Here is a 24,225-nt window from a genome sequence, read left to right on the forward strand (position 1 = left end):
TCCCGAATTAAAGTAGCCGCCCGAGTTCTACGGTTAAAATGCGGTCAATTCGCCCTTTTAATTCATTCGGTTGATGCGTGACCATCAACATGGTCAATTGTTTTTCCGTACAAAGTTTATCCAATAAATCCAGCATTTCCAACCGCAATTCGGGATCCAGAGATGAAAAAGGTTCGTCCAGCAGTAAAATCGGCTTGTCCCGCAACAGACAGCGCGCCAACGCCACTCGTTGCTTTTGCCCGCCGGAAAGTGCGGTAGGTTTACGGCTTAAAAATGCGTCCAAACCCACCGCACTTGCCGCCTGTCGAACAAGCTGCCGCTCCCGTTCGTTCAGGTCGAATCCCGGTTTCAGGCCAAGCGCGATATTTTGTTCCACGGTTAAATGAGGAAACAGATTATTTTCCTGAAACAGCATGGAAACCGGGCGTTGATGAGGTTCCAGATAAGTTTGATTTTCGCCGTTCAACCAAATTTCACCGGATTCCGGCAATTCAAAGCCGGCGATCAGATTCAGCAAAGTGGATTTCCCCGCGCCGCTGGCGCCGACCACGGCAACTTTTTCCCGCGGGCGAACATGCAAATCAAATTGCATGGTCATGTCTTTATATCGAAAGATAACTTGTTTTAAATTAATCATGTTGCTTTTCTAGCGTCAAAAATAAACCGGCACACACCAATAACAGCAGGAAAGCCGTAACGGCGGCTTCCTCGCCGCGATAACTGCCCAGCTGCCGATACAGCAAATAAGGCAGCGACGTAAAATCCTGTCCGCCGAATAAGGCGATTGCGGTGAAATCGCCCAAAGATAACGCCGTTGCCAGCGCAAAAGCATATTTCACAGGTGCCGCAAGATGATGCCATTCAATCAAACGAAACCGCCGCCAACCCCGAATATCCAGCGATTGGCACAGATTTTCATAATATTGCATGTTATTGTTCATGGGCACGGATAAAATACGAATCACAAAAGGCAAAGCGGTTAAGGCGTTACAGATCACCACAATAACAAATAAATGCGCCGTGCCGAAATCCAGCGTTTGCAGCCGTAAAAACAAACCGACCGCCAGCACCAGCGTCGGAACCGCCAGAATCAGCATGCCGACGTTCATAAAAATCCGGGCAAAAAACGGCAAATATAACCAGTTTAACTGCCGAGCAAACTGCAAAAGCGCGGTCGCCGCCAGCAATGAAATAAGGGCGGAAAGCGGCGCGATGGCAAAAGAATAACCCATGGCACGCCACAGTTGAGGATTCTGCCAGGCGCTAAAAAACTGTTGGGAAAACAGCGCGCCGGCTACGATATTGCCCAACGGCAAAGCAATAAACAAAGTCGCGACAATAATCACAAAAACTTGCCAAAATTTGACCGCACTTGATTGTCGCGCCAACCAGGTTTCGCGTTGGTGCAACTGCCCTTCCGGCATTTTCTCCGCCAGATTGCCGAAGGCGAACAGCAATAAACAAAACACAATCTGCAACGAAGCGTACAACGCCGCTTTAGCGAGATCAAAATCGAAAGTTATCGCCTGATAAATCGCGACTTCCAGGGTACTGTATTTCGGTCCGCCGCCGAGGGTAAGCACAATAGCAAAGCTGGTAAAGCACAGCATAAAAATCAGAACAAAAGCCGGAAAAATCTGTTGTCGCAAATACGACAGTTCAATCAAACGAATAAACTGCCAGCCGCGAATGCCCAACTGCGCGGCAAGTTGTCGCTGCTGATTGGAAACGGCTTGATAGCTTTGCAAAAACAGTCGCGCCGCCAAAGGCAGATTAAAAAACACATGCGCAAGTAAAATGCCCGGCAAACCGTAAATATCCGGTTGCCAATTTAACTGGAAAAAACGACAAACCTGCGCCAGCCAGCCCGACGCGCCGTACACGCCCAGTAAACCGAAAACCGCCGCCAGCGAAGGCAGCACAAATGTCAGCGAGAACAAACGCAGTAAAATCTTTTTGCCGCGAAAATGCTGATAAAAAACCGCCCGGGCGAACAAGATACCGAATATTACCGACAGCAAGGCGGACAAACCCGCCTGCATAAAACTGAACCACAAAATCCGTTTCAAATAGGCGTCCTGCCACAAGTTTTGCCATAGCTGCCGCAACGGCGTTTCTCCCGCCGAAAACACCGCATTCAAGCTGCCGCCGTAAAACGCCAGTAAAAACACCAATACGCAAACGCCGCCCGCATAATGACGCGGTCGCAAGCGGCGTAATTTCAGAAAAAAAGCGTTCATTAACGGCTCAGACTTGTTTGCCAAACTTCAATCCATTGCTTAACCGTCGCGTCCGTCGGCACGGATAACGTTTGCGCCGTCGGATTAGCCTTTAAGGTTTCCGCCTTTAATTGATCAAAAGGCGGTTCGATTGGCGTGGAAATCGACGATAACATGACGTTTTTCGAAATGATGATTTTCTGCGCCTCGGCCGAAAGCAGAAAGCCAATAAAATCATCGGCACAGGCATGATTTTTACCGGCAATCTTCGCCGCCGTGTCGAACTGGTATAGACCGTCGCCGTTAAATTGTGCGGCGACGTACTGATCCTGCCTATCTTTCAGCAAATGATAAATCGGCGAGGTATTATGGCTGAACACCACATCCGCTTCGCCTTTCAAAAAGGCGCCGTAGGTTTCCGTCCAGCCTTTGCCCACCGTCACCGTGTGTTTTGCAAGCCGCTGCCACGCGGTTTGGATTTGCTCCGGCGGATAAACGGCGTTCATCCAGACCACAAAACCGCGCCCCATGCTGCTGGTGCGCGGATCCTGATAAATCACGCGCAAATCCTGTCGCTCCACCAGTTCTTTCAGGCTTTGCGGGGGATTTTTCAGTTTGTTTTTATCGTAAATAAAGGCGAACCGCCCGAATTCATAAGGAATAAATCTTTGATTCTTCCAGCTGAACGGCAGAGAAAGTGCGGTCAAATTTATTGAAGTTTTTTCAAATAATCCCGTTTTTTCCGCCGCGTCGAACTGAAAATTATCCAATCCCACCACCACATCGGCTTTGGTCTTTTTGCCTTCCAAACGCAGGCGGTTCAGCATGGTGTTGCGTCCGTCAAAGACTTGATAATTCACTCGGCATTGAGGATAAGCCCGTTCAAAACTGGCTTTCACCTCGCCGCCCGGGCCCCAGTCCGCGCCGAAAAATTCTTCCGTATAAACCTGTAACGGCGCATTGGCGGCGGCATTCAACGCGGAAAATGCAAAAACGGAAAGCAGTGAAAAAATAATGAGCTTTTTAAGCATAAAAAAATCCTTTGGCAAGCATTTTGCAAACAACAAAGGAATTTAAGTGCGGTCAAATTTTAGACTGTTTTTCAACAAATTGACGTTTCTCAAATCCCTACGCAGATATTAATCAGTTCAGGTTCTACGGGTATTTTCTCAGCTTTTTCCGGCTGTCGCCGCGGCAAGCACCCCGATGAGAACATGCCGAGTGTAAATCTTCATTCGTCGATACGCAAGCAATAATCCGTTTGCAGCGACGGAATTTTGCTTCTAAAATCCCAACCGTAACAGGAGAAAAACATGCTAGCCACTTTACGTAAAATTTCAAACCGACTGTTTCGCCTTGCGATTAACAAAAAATTACAACGACGATTAACCAATCACCGCATGTCGGTGATTGCCAGTAATTGCAACGGCGCGCTGATTCTGCACGATTTAAAGGAAGCGTTCCGTTCGCCTTTCGTGAATTTATATCTGGAGCCGGCGGATTTTATCCGTTATTTGCAAAATCCCCGTCATTATCAGCAAACCGAACCGGTTTTCGAACAGACGGATAAGCCTTATCCCGTGGCCAAACTGGACGATATTCGACTTTACTTTGTGCATTATCATTCCGAACGGGAAGCGCGCGAAAAATGGCTGAGCCGTTCAACCCGTATCGATTGGGATAATCTGTTTGTGATGATGACGGATCGCGATGGTTGCACGCAGCAAAACATCGCGGATTTCGATGCGTTGCCTTATCCGAACAAAGTGATTTTCACGCACAAAGCTTATCCGCAATTCGCTTCCGCTTATCATATCCGCGGTTTTGAAAATCAGTCTGAAGTGGGCGATTTATTTGAATTCTCCGGCTGGTTCGGCCAAAAATATTACGATCAATTCGATTATGTGGCGTGGTTTAACCGAAATCATGGTTAAACCAGCGACAAAATTACTGCAATTTTTATCAAAAACGCATAGAATAGCCCACAAGTTTGCACGACGGAAAATTTCTTGCTAAAGTGCGGTCCGATTTATGCTAGTTTTAGGAAACAAAAATGAGCCAAGAATACCTGGATTTTGAATTACCCATCGCCGAGTTAGAAGCGAAAATTGAATCCCTGCGCGCCGTTTCCGGTCAGGATAACGAAATTAATCTTGATGACGAGATCAAACGCCTGCAGAAAAAAAGCGAAGAACTGACCAAAAAAACCTTCGCTAATTTAGATGCATGGCAAATTTCCCGCATGGCCCGCCATCCAAACCGTCCTTACACGCTGGATTACATCCAACATATTTTCACCGAATTCGAAGAACTGGCGGGCGATCGCGCCTTTGCCGACGACAAAGCCATTGTGGGCGGGTTGGCTCGCTTAGACGGACGCCCGGTGATGGTCATCGGACATCAGAAAGGCCGCACGACCAAAGAAAAAGTACTGCGCAACTTCGGCATGCCGGCGCCGGAAGGTTATCGTAAAGCGTTACGTTTAATGGAAATGGCGGAACGCTTCAAATTGCCGATTATCACGTTTATCGACACCCCGGGAGCCTATCCCGGCGTGGGCGCGGAAGAACGCGGACAGGCTGAAGCCATCGCCCGCAACCTGCGTGAAATGTCAACCTTAACCGTGCCGATCATCTGTACCGTAATCGGCGAAGGCGGTTCCGGCGGCGCGTTGGCAATCGGCGTAGGCGACAAAGTCAATATGTTGCAATATTCCACTTACTCCGTGATTTCACCGGAAGGCTGCGCATCCATTTTATGGAAAAGCGCGGAAAAAGCTTCAACCGCGGCGGAAGTCATGGGCTTAACCGCAGAACGCCTGAAAGAACTGGATTTAATCGACAATATCGTGGCGGAACCTTTGGGCGGCGCGCACCGTAATTACACGGAAATGGCACAAAATTTAAAAGCCCGCTTGCTGAGCGACTTAGACGATTTAGACGTACTGGACAAAGATGATCTACTCGATCGTCGTTACCAACGTCTGATGTCTTACGGTTATTGTTAATCGATCATTTTCCGAATTCCAGTGGAACAAAGGTTCCACCGTTTTTATCTGTATATAACGGGCTGATTAGCCTGCGCTATCTATTGAGGCAACTTGATGAAAAACGTTTTATCCATTCAATCTCACGTCGTATTCGGTTACGCCGGCAATAAATCGGCAACCTTCCCGATGCAGTTAAACGGCATTGACGTATGGGCATTAAATACCGTGCAATTTTCCAACCACACCCAATACGGAAAATGGACGGGGATGGTCATTCCCCATCAACAAATGGCTGAAATCGTCAACGGCATTGACGCCATCGGCGAACTTAAAAATTGCGATGCGGTGCTTTCCGGTTATATCGGTTCTGCCGATCAGGTGGCGGAAATCGTTAAGGTGTCTCATCAGGTTAAAGCCCGCAATGCCAATGCCGTTTATTTATGCGATCCGGTAATGGGCAGCGCGGAAAAAGGTTGCGTGGTAGCAGACGGCGTGCGCGAAGGCCTAATCGAGATTGCGTTGCCTCAGGCGGACATTATTACGCCGAATCTGTTGGAACTGCGCGAATTAAGCGGAATGCAAGTCAACAATTTCGAGCAAGCGGTTATCGCCGCGCAGCATCTGTTAACCAGAGGGCCGAAAACCGTCATTGTGAAACATTTGGGTTCCGCCGGTAAATATGCCGGTAAATTCGATATGTTAATGGCTAACTCACAGGGCGTTTGGTGTCTGTCCCGTCCGCTCTATCCTTTCGCCAAGGATCCGGTGGGAGTCGGCGATTTAATTGCCGGCTTATTCTTAGCCAACCTGCTGAACGGCAAATCCGAGCTGGAAGCTTTCGAATTAACAGGTAATGCGGTAAACGACGTCATGGAAATCACCCACAAGCTGAATTCGTACGAATTGCAATTAATCGAAGCCCGCCATGCCATTATGGCGCCGAAAATTCAGTATAAAGCGGAAAAAATCGCTTAATCGACGAAATAAAAGGCGGGCGATTAGCCCGTCGTTTTCCGCCGGTCCGTTCCAATCGCTCGCAGGTCAATGTTATGAGTTTAGTTTCCGAATTCCAAGCCCAACTGCAGCATTCCCGTTATTTGATTGCGTTCAGCGGCGGCGCCGATTCCACCGCCTTGCTGGCTTTATTTGCAAAATCCCGCCAAAATCGACCGCACTTACGGTTGCGCGCCGTTCATATTCATCACGGACTTCATGCCGCAGCGGACGCCTGGTCCGCACATTGCCGACGGATTTGTGAAAAACTGGATATTCCGTTGATTATCGAACGAGTGACGGTGGACGCGAAAAACGGCATTGAACAAGGGGCGCGAGAAGCCCGTTATGCGGCGATTCAACGTCTCCGGCACGCCGATGAAATCGTTGCCACCGCGCACCATTTGCAGGATCAAACGGAAACCTTTTTCCTGGCTTTAAAACGCGGCAGCGGCATTAAAGGGCTGAGCGCCATGCAACGGGAAAGCCGTTTGTACGATATGCCGATTTTCCGGCCGTTGCTTTCGTTCCGTAAAGCCGAACTGGAAGATTATTTGCGCGCGCAATCGCTGGACTGGATTGAAGACGATAGCAACCACGACAACCGCTACGATCGCAATTTTCTGCGTAATCGGATTCTGCCGGAATTACGCCGGCGCTGGCCGGACTTCGATTCTGCGGTCAGCCGTTCAGCTCAGCATTGTTACGAACAGGACCAGCTGATTCGGGAATTACTAACTCCGGAATTCGAAAAAAACTATCGTAAAATCGACCGCACTTTTGCGCTTTCCGACTTTGCCGATTACCGCCCCAACAAACAAAACGCCTTATTGCGCATGTGGCTGACGGAATGCCGCGCGCCCATGCCGGAAAAAACGCAACTGACGCAACTGATTCGAGACGTAGTGTTTGCCAAACCCGACGCCAATCCTCAATTCGTGCTGGGCGAACGGGTAATTCGCCGATATCAAAATCGCTTGTATCTGACGCCCCATTATGCCGATGTGACGAATTTCCGGGCGATTCTGGCTCTCAATGAAACGGTGGATTTGCCCGATAATTTAGGGCAATTGCGGCTGACAAAAACAGCCCAAAATCTGACCGCACTTTGGCAAACCGACGGGCAGCGATATTACGCGGATTTGCCGCTCGGCGAACAGGAAATCCGCGTAGGATTCGGTTACGCCGGTAAAGTGAAATTGCATGATCAGGATGTCAATCGGGATATTAAGAAAGTCTGGCAGAAACACGGCGTGCCGCCTTGGCAGCGCACGCGCATTCCGTTGATTTTTATGGACGGAGAACTGAAAAGTGCGGTCGGTTTTTTTAACGTTTTTTAACCGTTTCGACAAATATCAGAGAAATTGCCGTCTGACCCGCTCTTCCCAATCTTTATGGCGATCGTACTGATGGATAACAGTGGCTTTCGAACCGTCCGTCAGCAACAACTCATGGGCATCATTAAAGGTCAAATCCGTATAATTAAATAAGCCGACCGTGGAAATCACGGAACTCTGCGGCAGACAACGGATTGCTCGGGCAAAACGATTCGCATAAAGCAAGCGGTTATGAATGCCCTGATCGTAATTGGATTTCGCCATGACGGTATAAGGCAAATCCAGGAATTCGTTCAGCATGGTATGCAGATAATCCCGCACCGATTGATAATCGCCGAGCGTGACGCCGGCACAACAAATCGGGTTCGAACCGATCTCCGACAGCACTTTTTCGCCGTAAACATCGCGAATCCAGCCGGTACTGTAGCTGTCCTGCGCTAACGTGACCGCCGGATTTTCGATTCCCAAATACAACCCGTTTCGAATCTGCCGGAACGGATGTTGCTGAAAATACACGTCGCGCGTATCCGTCAGCATCACAAATTCCGTTTCGGGCAACTGTTCCAGACATTGCAGAAATTCAAAAAAACGAGAAACGTGCGGATAGGCAAATTTTTTCAACAATTCAGCCTTTTTGTGACGATTAGTGCGGTATAAGCGCTCAAACAGTCGATTGATTAACGGCTTAAAAGTTCGATACCAACGAACGCGGCGCGCCAATCCTATCCGACTAATCCGATAGATAAGTTCAAATCCGAACGCCGACGGCGGATAAAAGCGCTCGTATTCGGCAAGATCGGATTCATAAACCAGTAAAATGACTTTGCCTTTGAACTGCGCAAGGTTCAAACTTTTCAGGAAAATTTCCACCCGCTCAGGTTTATATCCCGTCGCACCGCCGATAATGACGCCGTTATTAATGTCCATTTTCAATCTTCTCCGCCGTCCTTGACCTTATCCCGATTTACCATTCGGGCCGGACGAATCACATTGTCCTGATGAATTTCCGCTACGCCCAGAAATAACTTCTCGGCTGAAAACAACCGCACTTGCCCGTAAATTTTTTCCGCATTGTCAAACCGAACCCGTTGCCCGAAGCCCACAGCTTGCGTCTGTCGTTCCGTCAAAAACAGGGAAGGTAATTTGGATACGGCGCTGTCCGGCGGCAATAAAAGCGCGTCGAGCCGGCGCAAATTGCCCGCTTCCGCAAGCTGTTGAAGGGCCTCCAAGGTGAGCATTTTGTCGCTCGGATAATCGGAAACCGCGGTGCGCCGCAGCATGCTGACGTGAGCGCCGCAACCGAGCCGTTCGCCTAAATCGTCAATCAAAGTGCGAATATAAGTGCCTTTGGAACAATGCACTTCCAGCGTTAAAAACGGGGCGTTGTACTCAATAAATTTCAGCTCAAAAATCGTTATCGGACGAGCCTGCCGTTCCACCGTCACGCCGGCGCGGGCATATTCGTAAAGCGGTTTGCCCTGATGTTTCAGCGCGGAAAACATGGTCGGCACTTGCATTAAATCGCCGCGAAAAGCAGAAAGTGCGGTCAAAATTTCCGCTGTTTTTACGTTGACCGGTCGGCTTGCCACAATCCGCCCTTCCGCATCGGAAGTATCGGTGCGTTCGCCTAATTTTGCCGTCACCACATAGCGCTTGTCCGCATCCAACAAGAACTGGGAAAATTTTGTCGCTTCGCCCAAACAAATCGGCAACATGCCGGTAGCAAGCGGATCCAATGCGCCCGTATGGCCGGCTTTGTTCGCCTGAAAAAGACGTTTTACCTTCTGCATGACGTCATTGCTCGACAGGCCTTGCGGCTTATCCAGCAAAAATACGCCGTGCACATCACGTCCTTTTTTCTTCGGTCGTCCGCCCATTATTCGCTATCTTCCGCCACGTGCTTCGCTTCGTCGTTTTTAATCACGCTTGACACCAGGTTCGACATCCGCATGCCTTCCACCAAAGATTCGTCGTAGACAAAACGCAGTTCCGGCACGATACGTAAACGCATGGCTTTGCCTAACAGACTACGAATATAAGGCGAAGCTTTTTCCAAGCCTTTCATGCCTTGCTTAATCGCTTCCGGATCGCTATCAAACAGGAACGTTACGAAAATTTTGGCATAGGCTAAATCTCTAGAAACCTCTACGTCGGATACCGTCACCATGCCGATACGCGGATCTTTCACTTCGCGCTGTAAAATGATCGCCACCTCTTTTTGCAGTTCCTGCGCTACGCGGTCGGCTCTTGAAAATTCTCTACTCATCTTCTCTCCCAAAAAACAAAAGGCGAATTTCGCCTCAAAAATCGGCGTGATTATATCCTAATTAGCCTTAATATTCTAATCTTACCGCTAAGTTGACCACTCTCCTTTTGCGGGTTTCATCGAACATCCTATAACAATTAAGCAACGCATTTTGATAGGTTTTGAATAAAACGGCCGGACGCCGGAATAAAAAACTCCGCAAAACTCGACCGCACTTTTAACGCCAAAATATAAAGTGAATTTTATAAGAAAATACAATTTATATTCGGTCATCGCTAGCGTTTAGTCGCTCCATTTGACAAAGTGCGGTCAGATTTTTCGAAGTTTTTTTCATAAAAATCGAAAAATCTGGCCGCTACTTTTTGAGATTGGCGCGTTATAACAGGTAAAAACGTTTAATTAAATCGAACGTTTAACCTCCACCACTTCAAATACTTCGATCTGGTCGCCGACTTTCACATCGTTGTAGTTTTTCACGCCGATACCGCATTCCATACCGTTACGTACTTCGTTTACGTCGTCTTTGAAGCGGCGTAGAGATTCCAATTCGCCTTCAAAAATTACCACGTTGTCGCGCAATACGCGGATTGGGTTGTTACGTTTCACCACGCCTTCCGTCACCATACAACCGGCAATCGCACCGAATTTCGGATGACGGAATACGTCGCGTACTTCGGCCAAACCGATAATTTCCTGTTTGAATTCAGGCTGCAACATACCGCTCATCGCCGCTTTAATTTCGTTGAGCAGTTCGTAAATGATTGAATAATAACGTAAATCGATATTTTCATTTTCAATCACACGACGAGCCGAAGCGTCCGCACGAACGTTAAAGCCAACCATAATCGCATTTGAGGCGGCCGCTAAAGTGGCATCCGTTTCCGTGATACCGCCCACACCGGAACCGACCACTTTCACTTTTACTTCATCCGTTGAAAGTTCCTGTAACGCTTGGACGATAGCTTCCACCGAGCCTTGAACGTCGGCTTTTACAATCACGTTCAATTCCGCCACATCGCCTTCGTTCATGTTGCTGAACATATTTTCCAGTTTCGCTTTTTGCTGACGGGCAAGTTTCACTTCGCGGAATTTACCCTGACGGTATAACGCCACTTCTCGGGCTTTTTTCTCGTCGCGTACGACGGTCGCTTCGTCACCCGCCGCCGGCACGCCGGAAAGACCCAGCACTTCCACAGGAATAGACGGACCCGCTTCATCGACGTCTTTACCGTCTTCGTCGCGCATCGCACGAACGCGGCCGAATTCAAAACCGCAAAGTACGATATCGCCGCGTTTCAATGTGCCGGACTGAACCAAAATAGTCGCCACCGGGCCGCGGCCTTTATCCAGGTAGGATTCAATCACGACACCGCTTGCCATGCCGTCTTTCACGGCTGTCAATTCAAGCACTTCGGATTGCAACAGGATGGCGTCAAGCAAGTCGTCCACGCCGGTTCCTTTTTTAGCGGAAACATACACAAACTGTACGTCGCCGCCGAATTTTTCCGCCACCACGTCATATTGCAGCAATTCCTGTTCGACACGATCCGGATTGGCTTCCGGTTTATCGATTTTATTCACCGCAACGACAATCGGCACGCCCGCCGCTTTCGCATGTTGGATTGCTTCAATGGTTTGCGGCATGACACCGTCATCCGCCGCCACAACCAATACCACGATATCCGTCGCTTTCGCACCGCGTGCGCGCATTGAGGTAAATGCGGCGTGTCCCGGTGTGTCTAAGAAGGTAATCATTTTACCGTTGGTTTCAACGTGATATGCACCGATGTGTTGGGTAATTCCGCCGGCTTCGCCCGCCGCCACTTTCGCCTTACGGATATAGTCAAGCAACGAGGTTTTACCGTGGTCAACGTGTCCCATAATGGTCACTACCGGCGCGCGTTGTACTTTCTCGGCATTTACGTCACGATCTTCCAATACCGCTTCTTCAAGTTCGTTTTCTTTGCGCAGGATCACTTTATGACCGAGCTCTTCCGCGACTAATTGGGCGGTTTCCTGATCAAGCACTTGGTTGATGGTCACCATTTCGCCCATTTTCATCATGGTTTTAATGATTTCCGTCGCTTTTATTGCCATTTTATTCGCTAATTCCGCGACGGTAACGGTTTCACCAATCACCACATCGCTTTTCACGACCTGAGCCGGTTTGGTGAAAGCTTGTTGCAAAGCACTGCTTTTTTTGCCTTGTTTACCTTTGCCTCTCACGTCTTTTTGATTGCGACGATCCGCATTGCGCTCATCTTTCGACCCGTTATCGTCACGACCGCCTTTTTTCGCTTTGGTTACTTTATTTTTACCGGTACGAGCATGGCTTTCACGACGGCGGTTGTCTTCGTCTTCCGCTTCGCGGGCATAGCTTGAAGTTAAATGGTAATCGGAAAAATCATCCGAATCATTATGATTGTCAACATTATCCGCAGCCGCTTCGGCATAGCGTTTTGCGTCTTCCGCCGCTTTACGGGCTTGTTCTTCCGCTTTTTGGCGGGCTAATTCTTCCGCTTTACGACGAAGTTCCGCTTCTTCCGCTTTACGTTTTTCTTTTTCAGGATCTGCCGTTTTTACGACCGCACTTTTTTCCGGTTTCACTTCTTCTTTTGCCGGTTTAGCCGCTTTTTCCTGGGCTTTTTGTGCGGCGGCTTTTTCCGCTTTCGCTTGCTCCGCTTTTTCGGCTTCCGCCTTGGCTCTTGCCTCGGCTTCTTCCTGTGCTTTCAATTTTGCCGCTTCCGCCTCTCTGATTGCCGCTTCGGTATCGATTTTACGGGATTTGCGGACTTCAACTTGAACCGCTTTCGCTTTTCCGCCTGCGGTCGTTGCGCTGACCGTAGTTTTTTCGCGCCGTTTTAAACTCAGTTTTTTTGGTGCGTTTTCCGCATTTTGTTCTTTTTCTGTCATATTCTGCTCCTATTACTCACCAAACCAACAGATATTACGAGCCGCCATAATTAAGTCTGCCGCTTTTTCCGGACTCAATTCTTCAATGTCCGCCAAATCGTCTACGCCTTGTTCGGCAAGCGCTTCCAGAGAGGTGATTTGTTTTTCCGCCAATTTAAATGCAATGTGGCGTTCCATTCCTTCCAGGTTCAGTAAACGATCTTCAATCTGTGCATTTTCCAACGCCTTTTCTTCCGCCAGTGCGGCTGCCGTAATGGCGTCTTTTGCGCGGGTTTGCAGTTCTTCCACTAAATCTTCGTCTTCAAGACCGTCAATCGCCGTTAATTCGCTCACCGGCACGTAAGCCAGTTCTTCTAATTTAGTGAAACCTTCGTCCACCAGGATTTGTGCGAAATCTTCGTCGATTTCAAGTGCGGTCATAAACAGATTTAAAATTTTGTTATCTTCCGCCTGATGTTTTTGCGCTAATTCTTCGGTGGTCATCACATTCAACGTCCAGCCGGTTAATTGGGTGGCAAGACGAACATTTTGTCCGTTACGACCGATTGCCTGCGCCAAATTGCTCGCTTCCACCGCAATATCCATGGAATGATTGTCTTCATCCACTACGATGGAACTCACGTCCGCCGGCGCCATCGCGTTAATCACATATTGTGCCGGATTGTCGTCCCAAAGCACGATATCCACACGTTCACCGCCGAGCTCATTGGTAATGGACTGCACACGAGAACCGCGCATGCCTACGCAGGCGCCTACCGGATCAATGCGTTTATCGCTGGATTTCACCGCAATTTTTGCACGGGAACCCGCATCACGGGCGGAACCTTTAATTTCGATAATTTGCTCGCCGATTTCCGGAACTTCCAGGCGGAATAATTCTTCCAGCATAATCGGTTTAGCGCGGGTCACGAACAATTGTGCGCCTTTGCTTTCCGGGCTGACTTTATAAAGCACGCCGCGTACGCGATCGCCGGGGCGGAAGTTTTCACGCGGAATCATATCTTCGCGCATGATCACCGCTTCGGCTTTTGCCGGATCTTCTTTGTTGCCAATCAACTCAAGAATGATATTTTCGCGATTCACTTTTTTTACCGTGCCGATAACAATTTTTCCTTCTTCATTAATAAATTGTTCCACCACTTTGCTGCGTTCCGCATCACGGATTTTAGTGCTGATCACCTGACGGGCGGTTTGCATGGTAATACGATCGAACGCCACGGATTCGATTTGATCTTCAACAACATCGCCGAGTTGAATATTCGGATCATCCAAACGCGCCGCTTCCAAAGTAATTTCGCGCGTCGGATTCACCACTTCTTCCACAACGGTCCAGCGACGGAAAGTATCAAATTCGCCGGTTTTCGGATCAATCGCTACGCGAACGTCAATTTCAGAAGGTTTATCCACGCCCAAACGTTCCTGTTTTTGCGCGTGTTTTTTCTTGGTCGAAAGCGCAATCGCCGCTTCCAACGCTTCAAAAATTACTGCTTTCGGTAACGCTTTCTCGTTTGATACGGCTTCCGCCGCTAATAAAATTTCTTTGCTCATTTATTTAATTACCCAGTTAACAATGATTAAAATTTTGGAATGATATTGGCTTTTTGAATATTGCCGAAAACAAAAACCTGCGGTTGTCCGTCGACGATTAACGTCACCATATCGTTTTCAATTTTTTCCAATTTACCTTGCCATTTGCGACGATCTGACATCGGAATACGCAAATGAAGCGCAATGTCTTCACCGATAAAACGTTCGTATTGAGACAAAGTAAACAACGGACGATCCAATCCCGGCGAAGAAACTTCCAGATTGTATTTATCCGCGATCGGATCTTCCACATCCAGAATCGCACTCACCTGACGGCTGACGTCTGCGCAATCGTCCACAGATACGCCGCCTTCTTTATCGATAAACAAACGTACCGTCATAAAACGGCCGGCACGCTGACATTCTATCCCCCAAAGTTCGAAGCCTAAGTCTTCCACCGAACCTTGTAGCATTTCTTGTAAATTTTGTTCTAATGTTGCCATTTATTCTCCGTAAGACGAACCTGCGGGTTCATCGCTTAACCATAAAAGTGCGGTCAATTTTTGTGATGTTTTTTGTCGAGAAAATCCCACCTATAACGGTTTCATGCGGATTCCAGACATAAAAAAAGGGCGTAAAGCCCAGTGAAAATTTCCAAATTTTACGTACAAAAAAACCCAAATTTCAAATTTGGGTTTCACTGAACCTTTATTTCCTTCTCAATCCGATGAGAAGTGGTTGCGGGGGCCGGATTTGAACCAACGACCTTCGGGTTATGAGCCCGACGAGCTACCAAGCTGCTCCACCCCGCGTCCGAAATATGGGGCGTATTATACATAAAATTCAGGTCATAGCAAGTTTTTATTATTTTTTTTGTTAAAAATTTATGCCCGTACCAATCCCGACGCCGGCCCCTCCGTTATTGGCACCGAATCCGCCAGATACGGAACAACCGGACAAAAGTGCGGTCAAAAGAAACACCAAAATGACTTTTTTCATTGATTTATCCCAAAATTAATGACAGATTTTTTCACGAAGTTGAACGGCGGATTCATATGTTTTCACGCCGTCCGAAGCGCTTCGCTACCATCAAACGAGACATATATATGAAGAAATTTATTCGCCTGTTTTTGCTCAGTTTATGCTGTTTTCCGTTATTTACCCAGGCTTTTTCCATCAGCGAAGAAGAAATCAACGCTTATCTGGCGAAAAAATCCGATATTAGCGATAAAGTAGGCTTTCCCGGATTGTTTTCCTTAGATTATAAGTTGCAGGATTTAACCACTAAAATCGGCCAAAATGATAAAGATCGCGTGGAAATCAGCGGCATTGTGGACGGTATTTTGGGTATTCAGCAAAAACAAATGGCCGGTAAACTGGCCATGACCATCGACACCATTCCTTACTACGATGCGGAAAAAGGCTCCGTTTATCTGAAAGATATCCGTATTCTGAAATGGTCCGGCGAACCGGACAGCTATATGCAGCAATTACAGGGCGTCATGCCGTTTATCAGTCAAAGCGTGGCCGCGTTGATGAGTACTATTCCTATCTATACGCTGGATGACACCAAGCCCCGCGATGTACTGATTAAAACCTTTGCCAAAGGCATTCGAGTGGAAAAAGGACGTCTGGTGCTTGATGCCGGCGTTTTATAAAACATTGTAGACTGCCAATACGGTCAACATCCGATATTATTTAGCTAACAATGCCTTAATGTGGCGCAGTTGTTCGACGTTAGTGAGGAATTTTCCTACATCCTGGGTTTCCGGCTTATGAATGTAAGGAATGCATCCCAACAACGGCGCCGCAATTCTACTGCTGAGTAAATCAATAATCTCCGCATAATGACCTAACCCCGGATTAATCCGGTTTGCAATCCAGCCTAATACCGGTAATCCCATATTTTCGATAGATTGCACTGTCAGTAAAGCGTGATTGATACAGCCTTCTTTAATTCCTACCGCCACAATTACCGGCATCTTGTGCTTCGCCACCCAATCGCCAAAGGTAAACCGTTCATTCATCGGGCTTAGCCAACCGAAAGATCCCTCCACCGCCACGGCGTCATAAGTTGCCGTTAAACGCGCCAAATCCTGATCAATTTTATCCAGTTTAATACGCCCCTTTTCCGCCGTAATCATCGGTACGGTTTGCAAAAAGGTATAACTGTTAATATCGCGATAAGACACGTTTTCTTTTGTGGAATTCTGCAGAACCAATACGTCGCGATTGTCCTCATCGCCATAATCGTTTTTCGGATCGTCCAATGAATCCGCGTACACGGGTTCGTCCTGTCCGCAGGCGATAGGTTTAAAACCGACAATTTGCGTGCCCATTTCCTGCAGTACCTGAATAATGGCACGGCTACAAATGGTTTTGCCCACGCTTGTATCTGTTCCGGTAACAAAAAAAGTACGCATATTTCCCCCTAAATTTATAGGGGATAATTCTACGTGAATTAATCGAGGAAAATATTGAGCTGACGCAAAGTTTGCGTGATTACCGTTAATTATTTTTCAATAACGGATAAGAAATGTTGCAACCCTTGGCTGTCTCCCTGTTTTACCATGGTTTGCATCACCCGGGTCGGCGAATGAAGCAATTTATTCATTAACTTGCTACTAAATTCTTCCAAAATTTTGTCCGCACTTTCGCCCTGAGACAGGGAAAGTTGCGCTTTTTCCAGCAATTCGCGGCGAATTTGATCCGCATTCTCACGATAAGCGCGAATAAGATTCGATGCCTGATGAATTTTCAACCACTCAAAGAATTCCCGGCATTCCTCGGCAATGATACTTTCCGCCTGTTCGGAAGCTTTTTCCCGTTCGGACAAATTGTGGCTGATGATATTTTGCAAATCATCCACCGTGTAATGATACACGCTGTCCAGCTTGGCAACGTCTTCTTCTACATCGCGCGGCACCGCAATATCCACAATCAGAACGGGTCGATAACGACGCCGAATTTGTGACTGTTTCATCATTTCGTAAGAAATCAGCGCGGTCGGGCTGCCTGTTGAAGAAATAACGATATCCGCCTGATTTAAGCCCTGTTGCAATTCGGATAACGACAATACCTCAATAGACGCCGGTTCCAGCTTTTCCACCAAGACTTCCGCCCGTGCCCGCGTACGATTGGCAATCACCAGTTTTTTCACACCGTGACGCAACAAATGACGCGCCACCAACTCAATGGTTTCACCGGCACCGACCAACAGAATAGTCAACTCACGCAAACTTTCGAAAATCTGACGCGCCAGACTACAAGCGGCATAGGCGACAGACACCGCGCTTTCACCGATATTGGTTTCGGTACGCACACGTTTTGCGGTAGCAAAGGTTTTTTGGAATAAGCGAGAAAGTTCGCTGGAAATGCCCGCACTTTGTCCGTTCTGATGCTGCGCCTGATAATATGCTTCCGCAAGCTGATAAGCCTGTTTCACCTGGCCCAGAATCTGCGGTTCGCCCAAAATCAGGGAATCTAAACCGCAGGCCACACGCATTAAATGCATCACCGCCTGTTGGTTCTGATAAAAATACAGGCAATCCTGCAAGTCGGTTAATTGAATTCGGTGAATTGCCGCAAACCACACTACGCATTCATCAATCCATGCGGCGGTCTGTTCGGGTTGGATAAATTTATTATGCAGATAAATTTCGGTGCGGTTACAGGTTGAGAGAATCACGGCGTTTTGTGCCAATTTCAGTTCTTCGATTTGGTTCAATGCCGATAGTCGTTTTTCTTCCGAAAACGCGACTTTTTCACGCAACGCAACCGTTGCGGTTTTATGATTGATACCAAGCACTAAAATTGTCATTTTGTTGAATCGCCGACAGGGCGCACTCCTCGAAATCGCTTACGCTGTAAAAATCCCGTTATTCTAATCAATTCGAATAACGGGAGCAAATTGCAGTCGGCAGATTACCTCTGATTAGGTAATCCCGTACGCCGGAAAAGATCTTTACTATACACCGCCGATGTCGGGTTATTCACATCAAATCCGCGGACGGAAGGATGGATATACACCGCTCGCTGAGCCTGATATAAAGGTAAAAAATAGCGTTCCTGCTTCACTAAATGTTGAATTTTCTGATAAAGTGCGGTCCGTTCCGCTTCAGTTTTTGTAGTAAGCGATTGTTCCAGCCATTGATTAATTTCCGCATTGTCAATGCCCGTTTTATTATCCGGATATTGCCCGTGCAACAAGTTAAAGAAAGCGGAAGGATCGTTATAATCCGCACACCATCCCGAACGAATCACCTGAAACTCGCCTTTTGCCTGTTTCTCCAGCAAGGCGGCGAAAGAAACCGGTTCCGGCGTGACATGAATCAATTCGGATTGAGACCAAGTGCGGACTAAACGATTTGCAATATTTTCCTGCGGATAACCGCGATCATAGGTCAAGGTAATATGTAACGGGTTTTCCGCCGAAATGCCGGCTTGCTGCAATAACGCTTCCACAACGCTCGGCTGCCACTCCTGGTTTTGTTCCGTTTGCATATGACGCGGCAAAAAATCACTCAACGGCCAGGCCGGCAAATGTTCATTCTGCACGATATACTGGGACGAAATCATCGAAACCAGCGCCGTTCTGACCGCCCGTTGACTCAATTTGGCATCCCGCAGATTAAACTGATAGAAATAAGTACAAAGCGTCGGAAAATAAGTAGCCTGCGAGGTATTTTTCGGCGATTCAAGCCAATCAACCGAATCCGGCGATTGGTCGTCCGATATTTTTTCATAAACCACCGATTGAAAAGCCACATTGGCTTCGTTCCAATAAGCGGGATTTTTATTCAGGAAAATCCGATTGCCCTGCTTGCGAATAAATCTATAAGCGCCGTTACTCAAAAACTCCGTCGGCATATCGCCCCGCGTCGGTAAAAACGCCGCATGCGCCAGCATTTTCGGCAGATACGGCGTCGGTTTATCCAGCTCGATTTCTAAAACGTTCTCATTCACCGCCCGCACGCCAAGCTGCTCCAGCGATAATTGTCGCGCCATGACGGCTTGCGAATTCAACAGATTAATATAGGAAAGATAATTCTTTAACGGGCTATCGGACTGCGCAAGTTTCCGCCAACTGTCCACAAAATCCCGCGCCAGCACCGGTTCGCCGTTCAACCATTTTGCCTGCGGACGTAAGTGAAAGCGCCAAAGTTTATCATTTTGGCTTTCCCAACTTTCGGCCGCGCCCGGTAAAATATTGCCCTGCGCGTCCAAAATCACTAAACCTTCCAGTAAATCCCGCAAAAAATCCGCTTGTTCAACATTGTTCATGCTCAGCACATCCAAAGTCAGCTCGCCGTATACGCCGCGAATCAGCTGATCCTGCGTCCGTGCCGGCGACGGAAAAGCCGCTTGTGACATTTCGGCTTGGCGGTTGGCTTCTATGCCGGATAATTTTCGAGCGAATTGCGACAAAGGTTCACAGGCGGATAAAGCGCAAGCCGTAAAAAAAACTATCAAAAAACGTACCGCACTTTTCCATGAAAAAAGCCGTCGTGAAATAAAACACCAAATACGTTGCATAAAATTAATACCGGACAAGCGGACAATCCCCCAAGCAAGCTCCCAAAAGAAAAGGCCTTTGATAGCGTATCAAAAGCCTTTCAAATTGTCACGTCAGCAATTAAAGCGCGGAAACGTTAAGTTTGGAACCGCCGACAATACGCACGCGGGCACCCGGTTTTAAACTGGCGTCCGCTTTTTGTACCACCACGATTTCATTACCGTCGTCTTTTTTAATCACCAGTTCCAAAGCATCGACCTGGCTGGCTTTTTCTTCCACTTTGCTACCGATAACGGCGCCTGCAACCGCACCGATTGCACTGGCAACGGCTCGACCGGAACCGCCGCCGACGGTTGAACCGGCGATACCGCCCAGCGCGCCGCCGCCTACCGTACCAATCACACCTTGGTTATCGGCCTGAACTTTTACCGCACGGGCGGATACAATCGTGCCATAACTGATTGAACGCGCTTCTTTCGCTTGATCGGCGGTATAAACGTCGCCGCTGAATATATCCGTATTGGCACAGCCTGTAACGCCTAAACCGACTAAAATCGCTAACGCTAATGTGATTTTCTTCATTTTATTGCTAACCTTAAATAAGTTAATTAGTACACAATGCTCGCTCTTGACAAGGTTGCATGAGACATTGAACGGGAAACGTTACGTACTTTGTTATCGTCGTAAACACGTACACAAGCTCCCACGACCAAATCGGAATCGTATTTTTGCGCAACCACCACATCTTCCGAAGCCGTTGCGCGTTGAGCCGCTTCACAATTATCTTTTCTAACGGTTAATTTTAACTCACCGCCTTCATTAGAAGAAAAAAGAACAGTGCCTTTATAACCGTTATCTTGTTGGCTTGAACAAGCCGTTAAACCTAATGTCGCCAGAACGACAAACGCTAAAGTCATTTTTTTCATTCGAAAACCCCGACAATTTTCTTAATAGAGTAAGGGTGAACTTTAATCGACGTATGATTTTGAAGGCTATCTTTCAAACTCACCGCAATAGAAGGATTGGGCAATAGCTCGCCTTCCGCCTTAGGTTCACTCACTTTGATAGTTAAACGGTCGAATTGGTTCCATAAAAATACCGATTGAACCCGCGTTATCCACTCGTTTGTCGATTCTTTCGCCAAAAACGGCAGCACAAACTCAATGTGTTCCCAGGTTTCATACCGATAAATTTTATCCTTAGGGAATGGCAATTCAATAACGTCGACAAATTGGTGCAAAAACGGCAGGGGTTCGTCTAATTGAATCAGGTAAATCACCCTTCCGTTAACCAAATTATCCGCTAAAATTGTACCGCACTTTAACAGCCGCACCAACCAGTTTTGCCCCATCTCCGATGAGTTTACCCGCAGCGCGAGGTGATCAATCGCATAATCCGTTAAATTTACCCGTATTTCAGTCGCTAACGCCTGAATTTTCCGTTCAAAATCCTGATATTCCCGATAAAGTGCGGGAGAATTTTGAAAGATTTTATGATTTGACGCATCCATCAGCTTTCGTTCTCCGCTATTTCATCTAAAACATTCAACAATTCGCGTCCGAATTCGGCCCGCCAGCCCCGTAATAAATCCGGTAATTTATCCGGATTTTTGCCTTTAAGCCAAACCCATTTCATTAAGCTTTCCAGACTTCGCTTGCCGGCAATAATTTCCGGCGCCAAATCCGTCGGCGCAACGGCTTTTAATTTTTGCTGTAACGCCTTTAAAGCGGATTTATAACGAGGATCTTCCGACAATCGTCGAATAGCGGCGGGATAAGCCTGCTCCGGTTGTTCCGCCGCTTGCGCCACTAAATTCAGCATTTTTTTACCGTGAATACGAATTTCGTGCGGATGAAGTCCCAACTCCGACAACGCCGACATATGCTGCGGCGCATTTTTTGCTACCGCCCATAAACTTTCGTTGCGCACCACAAAATTGAGGGCAAGATCGCGCTTCACCGCTTCTTCCTGGCGCCATTTCGCCAGTAATTTCAACCGCATTAAAGCTTGCGGTTCCAGTCGCCACGCGTTCGGCACATTTAAGTAAGCCGATTCCGCATCTTTTTCCCGTAATTGTTTTTCCAGCAATAAATGACAATCAAATTCGACCGCACTTTGCCAGCGGGTTTGCGCCAATTCCGCCGCCATTTTCCGATACAAAGGCAATAAATACCACACGTCCGCCGCCGCATAACGTAATTGCTTTTCCGATAACGGACGGGCAAGCCAGTCGGTGCGCGTGGCGTCTTTGTCAATTTGCAAAGCGAAATAATGCCGGATCAGCGTGGCCAATCCGGTGGAATTCGGAAAAGCTAAAAATCCCGCTATGATTTGCGTATCGACAATCGGTTGCGGCAATTGCTGAAAATAACAGGAAAACACTTCCAAATCCTCGTAGCAAGCGTGCAGCACTTTGATGACGTTTGTATCCGCCAGCAAAGCGATAAAAGGCGAAAAATCCGTAATGGTCGTGGGATCAATCAGGCTTACTTGGTCGCCGTCGTATAACTGAATCAGTCCTAATTTGGGGTAATAACTTCTGACCCGAATAAATTCGGTGTCCAACGCGACCGCACTTTTCCGTTGCGCCCGTTCGCATGCGGTTTTCAGCGCATCATCGCCGGTAATAAGATGAAAACTCGGTAAATTCTGGATTTCTTTGATCATTTATTATCTCAAGGTTTTTCGTTTTACAATCACTTAAATAACAATGCACGTTCGGAAACGTGCATGTTTGGTTAATTTTTCATTCGTTTATTGATTTCTTCATCGCGCAACACGCGTCGCAATATTTTGCCCACATTGGATTTCGGTAGTTCGTCGCGAAATTCGATTTCCTTCGGCACTTTATAACCGGTTAAATGCTGACGGCAATGGGCTTTCAATTCCTCTTTGGTCAGTCCCGGATCTTTTTTTACCACGAAAATTTTAATGGTTTCCCCCGAAACGGGATGAGGTATGCCCACCGCCACTACTTCCGCGACCTTATAATTCAGCATCACCACATCTTCAATTTCATTCGGATAAACATTAAAGCCGGAAACTAAAATCATGTCTTTTTTGCGATCCACAATGCGCATAACGCCTTTTTCATTCATGGTCACAATATCGCCGGTCGCCAGCCAACCGTCTTTTAGCACTTCGGCGGTGGCTTCGGGCCGCTGCCAGTAACCTTTCATCACCTGTTCGCCTTTCACCCAAAGTTCGCCCGATTCGCCCAAGGGCGCGTTTTCACCGGCTTCGGTAACAATGCGCACATCCGTATTCGGTACCGGCGAACCGATACTGCCGTCGTGCACCAGGCTGTTCACGTTTGATGCCGCCACCAATGGGGAACATTCGGTTAATCCGTAACCCTCGATAATATTACTACCGGTTAATTCATGCCAGCGGGTTGCAATAGCTTGCTGCACCGCCATACCGCCGCCCACGCTTAATTTCAACGCGGAAAAATCCACTTCTTTGAAATTTTCGTTATTCAACAAGGCGTTAAACAAAGTATTCACACCGGTAAAGGCGACAAAACGGTGTTTTTTCATTTCTTTTACCAAGCCGTCAATATCCCGCGGATTGGTAATTAACACCGCTGTCACGCCCAGCTCGATAAACAGCAGACAATTTACGCTGACAGCAAAAATATGATACAGCGGCAACGGCAGAATCGCTTTACGCTGACGCGAACGATCGCCGATAAAAGGAATGGCAATCCATGCACACTGCATCACACTGGCAATCAAATTACCGTGAGACAACATCGCACCTTTCGCCACGCCGGTGGTGCCGCCCGTATACTGGAGCATGGCTAAATCGTCACGTTCCAAATCGGGACGCACATATTGGCGTTGTTTGCCGATACTCAGCACTTCGCGAAACGTTACCGCATGAGGTAATTTATATTTCGGTACCAGTTTTTTCACGTATTTCACCACGAAATTCACCAGCGTACGCTTACCGAAAGAAAGCTGATCGCCCATTCGGGTCAGAATCACATGCTTAATTTCCGTATTAAACACGATTTTTTCCAGAGTCGAAGCGAAATTGGAAACCACTACGATGGCTTTTGCCCCGCTGTCCTGCAACTGATGTTCCAGTTCGCGCGGAGTATAGAGCGGGTTGACGTTCACCGCAATAAGCCCGGCGCGCAAAATCCCGAATAAAGAAATCGGATATTGCAGTAAATTGGGCATCATCAACGCCACGCGTTCACCGGCTTTCAGTTTTAATTCGTTCTGCAGATAAGCGGCAAAAGCGCGGCTGCGTTCTTCCAGTTTACGAAAGGTTAAAACCTGTCCCATATTAATATAAGCGGGGCGATCCGGATGCTCGCGTACCGCTTTATCAAACATATCCAACAGATTACGATATTTTTTTGTATCAATTTCCGTATCCGAACCTGCCGGATAATTCTGATACCACAATTTTTCCATAGATAACTCGACGTCCCTTTACTTTTAATTTTGTTCTAT

At 47.6% G+C, this 24,225-nt stretch carries 23 protein-coding genes, 1 tRNA gene and 1 riboswitch; of the genes, 5 read left to right on the forward strand and 19 right to left on the reverse strand.

The genetic code is table 11. From position 1 onward, the window contains the following. Positions 1-7: 7 nt before the first annotated feature. From thiQ to thiB, 3 genes are read right to left on the reverse strand one after another with little or no spacing between them, the layout of a single operon-like run. A complete protein-coding gene (gene thiQ / locus P7M01_RS08065; protein WP_317483504.1) occupies positions 8-637 on the reverse strand; it encodes a thiamine ABC transporter ATP-binding protein in 630 nt (209 codons plus the stop codon). Beyond that, positions 630-2,240, reverse strand: coding sequence for a thiamine/thiamine pyrophosphate ABC transporter permease ThiP (gene thiP / locus P7M01_RS08070; protein ID WP_317483540.1), 1,611 nt, complete (start codon positions 2,238-2,240; stop codon positions 630-632). Before thiP ends, thiQ begins: the two co-directional genes overlap by 8 nt. Next, on the reverse strand, positions 2,240-3,250 hold the full coding sequence (gene thiB / locus P7M01_RS08075) for a thiamine ABC transporter substrate binding subunit (protein WP_317483505.1): 1,011 nt from the start codon (positions 3,248-3,250) through the stop codon (positions 2,240-2,242). Before thiB ends, thiP begins: the two co-directional genes overlap by 1 nt. Before the next feature lie 76 nt (positions 3,251-3,326). Next, positions 3,327-3,435: riboswitch (TPP riboswitch) on the reverse strand. Between the two features lie 97 nt (positions 3,436-3,532). Between thiB and P7M01_RS08080 the strand changes: the two genes are divergently transcribed. From P7M01_RS08080 to tilS, 4 genes are all read left to right on the forward strand, one after another. After that, positions 3,533-4,153 (forward strand): DUF1919 domain-containing protein, encoded by a 621-nt coding sequence (locus P7M01_RS08080; protein ID WP_317477694.1) that lies wholly within the window; start codon positions 3,533-3,535, stop codon positions 4,151-4,153. Between the two features lie 119 nt (positions 4,154-4,272). Next, positions 4,273-5,226 carry an acetyl-CoA carboxylase carboxyl transferase subunit alpha gene (gene accA, locus P7M01_RS08085; RefSeq protein WP_317477695.1) on the forward strand — a complete coding sequence of 318 codons (954 nt, stop codon included), beginning with the start codon at positions 4,273-4,275 and terminating at the stop codon, positions 5,224-5,226. A 96-nt stretch (positions 5,227-5,322) separates the two neighbouring features. Beyond that, positions 5,323-6,183 (forward strand): pyridoxal kinase PdxY, encoded by an 861-nt coding sequence (gene pdxY / locus P7M01_RS08090; RefSeq protein ID WP_317483506.1) that lies wholly within the window; start codon positions 5,323-5,325, stop codon positions 6,181-6,183. Between the two features lie 74 nt (positions 6,184-6,257). After that, positions 6,258-7,541, forward strand: a complete 1,284-nt coding sequence (gene tilS / locus P7M01_RS08095; protein ID WP_317483507.1) for a tRNA lysidine(34) synthetase TilS — start codon at positions 6,258-6,260, stop codon at positions 7,539-7,541. Positions 7,542-7,556: 15 nt separating this feature from the next. Here tilS and P7M01_RS08100 read toward each other — a convergent pair whose 3' ends face one another. From P7M01_RS08100 to P7M01_RS08135, 8 genes are all read right to left on the reverse strand, one after another. Then, positions 7,557-8,465, reverse strand: coding sequence for a hypothetical protein (locus tag P7M01_RS08100; RefSeq protein ID WP_317483508.1), 909 nt, complete (start codon positions 8,463-8,465; stop codon positions 7,557-7,559). Positions 8,466-8,467: 2 nt separating this feature from the next. Further along, a complete protein-coding gene (gene truB / locus P7M01_RS08105; protein WP_317483509.1) occupies positions 8,468-9,415 on the reverse strand; it encodes a tRNA pseudouridine(55) synthase TruB in 948 nt (315 codons plus the stop codon). After that, positions 9,415-9,804: a 30S ribosome-binding factor RbfA gene (rbfA, locus tag P7M01_RS08110; RefSeq protein WP_202937739.1), complete on the reverse strand. Its 390-nt coding sequence runs from the start codon at positions 9,802-9,804 to the stop codon at positions 9,415-9,417. The genes truB and rbfA overlap by 1 nt, the downstream gene beginning before the upstream one ends. A 399-nt stretch (positions 9,805-10,203) precedes the next feature. Next, positions 10,204-12,717 carry a translation initiation factor IF-2 gene (gene infB / locus P7M01_RS08115; RefSeq protein ID WP_202937740.1) on the reverse strand — a complete coding sequence of 838 codons (2,514 nt, stop codon included), beginning with the start codon at positions 12,715-12,717 and terminating at the stop codon, positions 10,204-10,206. 12 nt (positions 12,718-12,729) lie between these two features. Next, positions 12,730-14,265 carry a transcription termination factor NusA gene (gene nusA / locus P7M01_RS08120; protein WP_317477700.1) on the reverse strand — a complete coding sequence of 512 codons (1,536 nt, stop codon included), beginning with the start codon at positions 14,263-14,265 and terminating at the stop codon, positions 12,730-12,732. 26 nt (positions 14,266-14,291) lie between these two features. Then, the gene (gene rimP / locus P7M01_RS08125) at positions 14,292-14,747 is read right to left on the reverse strand and encodes a ribosome maturation factor RimP (protein ID WP_317475166.1); all 456 of its coding nucleotides are present in this window, start codon (positions 14,745-14,747) and stop codon (positions 14,292-14,294) included. A gap of 232 nt (positions 14,748-14,979) precedes the next feature. Next, positions 14,980-15,056, reverse strand: a tRNA-Met gene (locus P7M01_RS08130). A 64-nt stretch (positions 15,057-15,120) separates the two neighbouring features. Beyond that, positions 15,121-15,243: a lipoprotein gene (locus P7M01_RS08135; protein WP_202937743.1), complete on the reverse strand. Its 123-nt coding sequence runs from the start codon at positions 15,241-15,243 to the stop codon at positions 15,121-15,123. A gap of 107 nt (positions 15,244-15,350) precedes the next feature. On the opposite strand from P7M01_RS08135, the gene P7M01_RS08140 reads away from it, so the two are divergent. Beyond that, a complete protein-coding gene (locus tag P7M01_RS08140; RefSeq protein WP_317483510.1) occupies positions 15,351-15,902 on the forward strand; it encodes a DUF1439 domain-containing protein in 552 nt (183 codons plus the stop codon). Between the two features lie 36 nt (positions 15,903-15,938). Here the strand turns inward: P7M01_RS08140 and bioD are convergent, their stop codons facing one another. The 8 genes from bioD to fadD all read right to left on the reverse strand — a co-directional run bounded on the left by bioD (position 15,939) and on the right by fadD (position 24,186). Beyond that, the gene (bioD, locus tag P7M01_RS08145; RefSeq protein WP_317483511.1) at positions 15,939-16,667 is read right to left on the reverse strand and encodes a dethiobiotin synthase; all 729 of its coding nucleotides are present in this window, start codon (positions 16,665-16,667) and stop codon (positions 15,939-15,941) included. 89 nt (positions 16,668-16,756) lie between these two features. After that, positions 16,757-18,064 (reverse strand): glutamyl-tRNA reductase, encoded by a 1,308-nt coding sequence (gene hemA, locus P7M01_RS08150; RefSeq protein ID WP_317481428.1) that lies wholly within the window; start codon positions 18,062-18,064, stop codon positions 16,757-16,759. Between the two features lie 104 nt (positions 18,065-18,168). Further along, entirely contained in the window at positions 18,169-19,716 is a 1,548-nt protein-coding gene (locus P7M01_RS08155; protein WP_317483512.1) for a peptide ABC transporter substrate-binding protein, read from the reverse strand. Positions 19,717-19,879: 163 nt separating this feature from the next. Then, complete coding sequence (locus P7M01_RS08160) at positions 19,880-20,341, reverse strand: outer membrane lipoprotein (RefSeq protein WP_202937748.1); 462 nt, start codon at positions 20,339-20,341, stop codon at positions 19,880-19,882. Between the two features lie 26 nt (positions 20,342-20,367). Beyond that, positions 20,368-20,685: an LPS-assembly lipoprotein LptE gene (locus P7M01_RS08165; RefSeq protein WP_202937749.1), complete on the reverse strand. Its 318-nt coding sequence runs from the start codon at positions 20,683-20,685 to the stop codon at positions 20,368-20,370. Next, the gene (locus P7M01_RS08170) at positions 20,682-21,269 is read right to left on the reverse strand and encodes a VOC family protein (RefSeq protein ID WP_317483513.1); all 588 of its coding nucleotides are present in this window, start codon (positions 21,267-21,269) and stop codon (positions 20,682-20,684) included. Before P7M01_RS08170 ends, P7M01_RS08165 begins: the two co-directional genes overlap by 4 nt. Beyond that, complete coding sequence (rnd, locus tag P7M01_RS08175; protein WP_317483514.1) at positions 21,269-22,426, reverse strand: ribonuclease D; 1,158 nt, start codon at positions 22,424-22,426, stop codon at positions 21,269-21,271. Before rnd ends, P7M01_RS08170 begins: the two co-directional genes overlap by 1 nt. A gap of 71 nt (positions 22,427-22,497) precedes the next feature. Then, entirely contained in the window at positions 22,498-24,186 is a 1,689-nt protein-coding gene (gene fadD / locus P7M01_RS08180) for a long-chain-fatty-acid--CoA ligase FadD (RefSeq protein ID WP_317480506.1), read from the reverse strand. Positions 24,187-24,225: the final 39 nt, after the last annotated feature.

The sequence above is a fragment of the Exercitatus varius genome, from assembly GCF_029577735.1.
Lineage (GTDB): Bacteria > Pseudomonadota > Gammaproteobacteria > Enterobacterales > Pasteurellaceae > Exercitatus > Exercitatus varius.

What these genes read in the sequence shown, in the direction of transcription:
- fadD (WP_317480506.1), bottom strand. Translation starts at nt 24,186, where the DNA reads ATGGAAAAATTGTGGTATCAGAATTATCCGGCAGGTTCGGATACGGAA.
- P7M01_RS08165 (WP_202937749.1), bottom strand. Translation starts at nt 20,685, where the DNA reads ATGAAAAAAATGACTTTAGCGTTTGTCGTTCTGGCGACATTAGGTTTA.
- rimP (WP_317475166.1), bottom strand. Translation starts at nt 14,747, where the DNA reads ATGGCAACATTAGAACAAAATTTACAAGAAATGCTACAAGGTTCGGTG.
- P7M01_RS08080 (WP_317477694.1), top strand. Translation starts at nt 3,533, where the DNA reads ATGCTAGCCACTTTACGTAAAATTTCAAACCGACTGTTTCGCCTTGCG.
- truB (WP_317483509.1), bottom strand. Translation starts at nt 9,415, where the DNA reads ATGGGCGGACGACCGAAGAAAAAAGGACGTGATGTGCACGGCGTATTT.
- bioD (WP_317483511.1), bottom strand. Translation starts at nt 16,667, where the DNA reads ATGCGTACTTTTTTTGTTACCGGAACAGATACAAGCGTGGGCAAAACC.
- P7M01_RS08135 (WP_202937743.1), bottom strand. Translation starts at nt 15,243, where the DNA reads ATGAAAAAAGTCATTTTGGTGTTTCTTTTGACCGCACTTTTGTCCGGT.
- thiQ (WP_317483504.1), bottom strand. Translation starts at nt 637, where the DNA reads ATGATTAATTTAAAACAAGTTATCTTTCGATATAAAGACATGACCATG.
- tilS (WP_317483507.1), top strand. Translation starts at nt 6,258, where the DNA reads ATGAGTTTAGTTTCCGAATTCCAAGCCCAACTGCAGCATTCCCGTTAT.
- thiP (WP_317483540.1), bottom strand. Translation starts at nt 2,240, where the DNA reads ATGAACGCTTTTTTTCTGAAATTACGCCGCTTGCGACCGCGTCATTAT.
- P7M01_RS08100 (WP_317483508.1), bottom strand. Translation starts at nt 8,465, where the DNA reads ATGGACATTAATAACGGCGTCATTATCGGCGGTGCGACGGGATATAAA.
- infB (WP_202937740.1), bottom strand. Translation starts at nt 12,717, where the DNA reads ATGACAGAAAAAGAACAAAATGCGGAAAACGCACCAAAAAAACTGAGT.
- P7M01_RS08140 (WP_317483510.1), top strand. Translation starts at nt 15,351, where the DNA reads ATGAAGAAATTTATTCGCCTGTTTTTGCTCAGTTTATGCTGTTTTCCG.
- nusA (WP_317477700.1), bottom strand. Translation starts at nt 14,265, where the DNA reads ATGAGCAAAGAAATTTTATTAGCGGCGGAAGCCGTATCAAACGAGAAA.
- pdxY (WP_317483506.1), top strand. Translation starts at nt 5,323, where the DNA reads ATGAAAAACGTTTTATCCATTCAATCTCACGTCGTATTCGGTTACGCC.
- thiB (WP_317483505.1), bottom strand. Translation starts at nt 3,250, where the DNA reads ATGCTTAAAAAGCTCATTATTTTTTCACTGCTTTCCGTTTTTGCATTT.
- rnd (WP_317483514.1), bottom strand. Translation starts at nt 22,426, where the DNA reads ATGATCAAAGAAATCCAGAATTTACCGAGTTTTCATCTTATTACCGGC.
- P7M01_RS08160 (WP_202937748.1), bottom strand. Translation starts at nt 20,341, where the DNA reads ATGAAGAAAATCACATTAGCGTTAGCGATTTTAGTCGGTTTAGGCGTT.
- rbfA (WP_202937739.1), bottom strand. Translation starts at nt 9,804, where the DNA reads ATGAGTAGAGAATTTTCAAGAGCCGACCGCGTAGCGCAGGAACTGCAA.
- P7M01_RS08170 (WP_317483513.1), bottom strand. Translation starts at nt 21,269, where the DNA reads ATGGATGCGTCAAATCATAAAATCTTTCAAAATTCTCCCGCACTTTAT.
- hemA (WP_317481428.1), bottom strand. Translation starts at nt 18,064, where the DNA reads ATGACAATTTTAGTGCTTGGTATCAATCATAAAACCGCAACGGTTGCG.
- accA (WP_317477695.1), top strand. Translation starts at nt 4,273, where the DNA reads ATGAGCCAAGAATACCTGGATTTTGAATTACCCATCGCCGAGTTAGAA.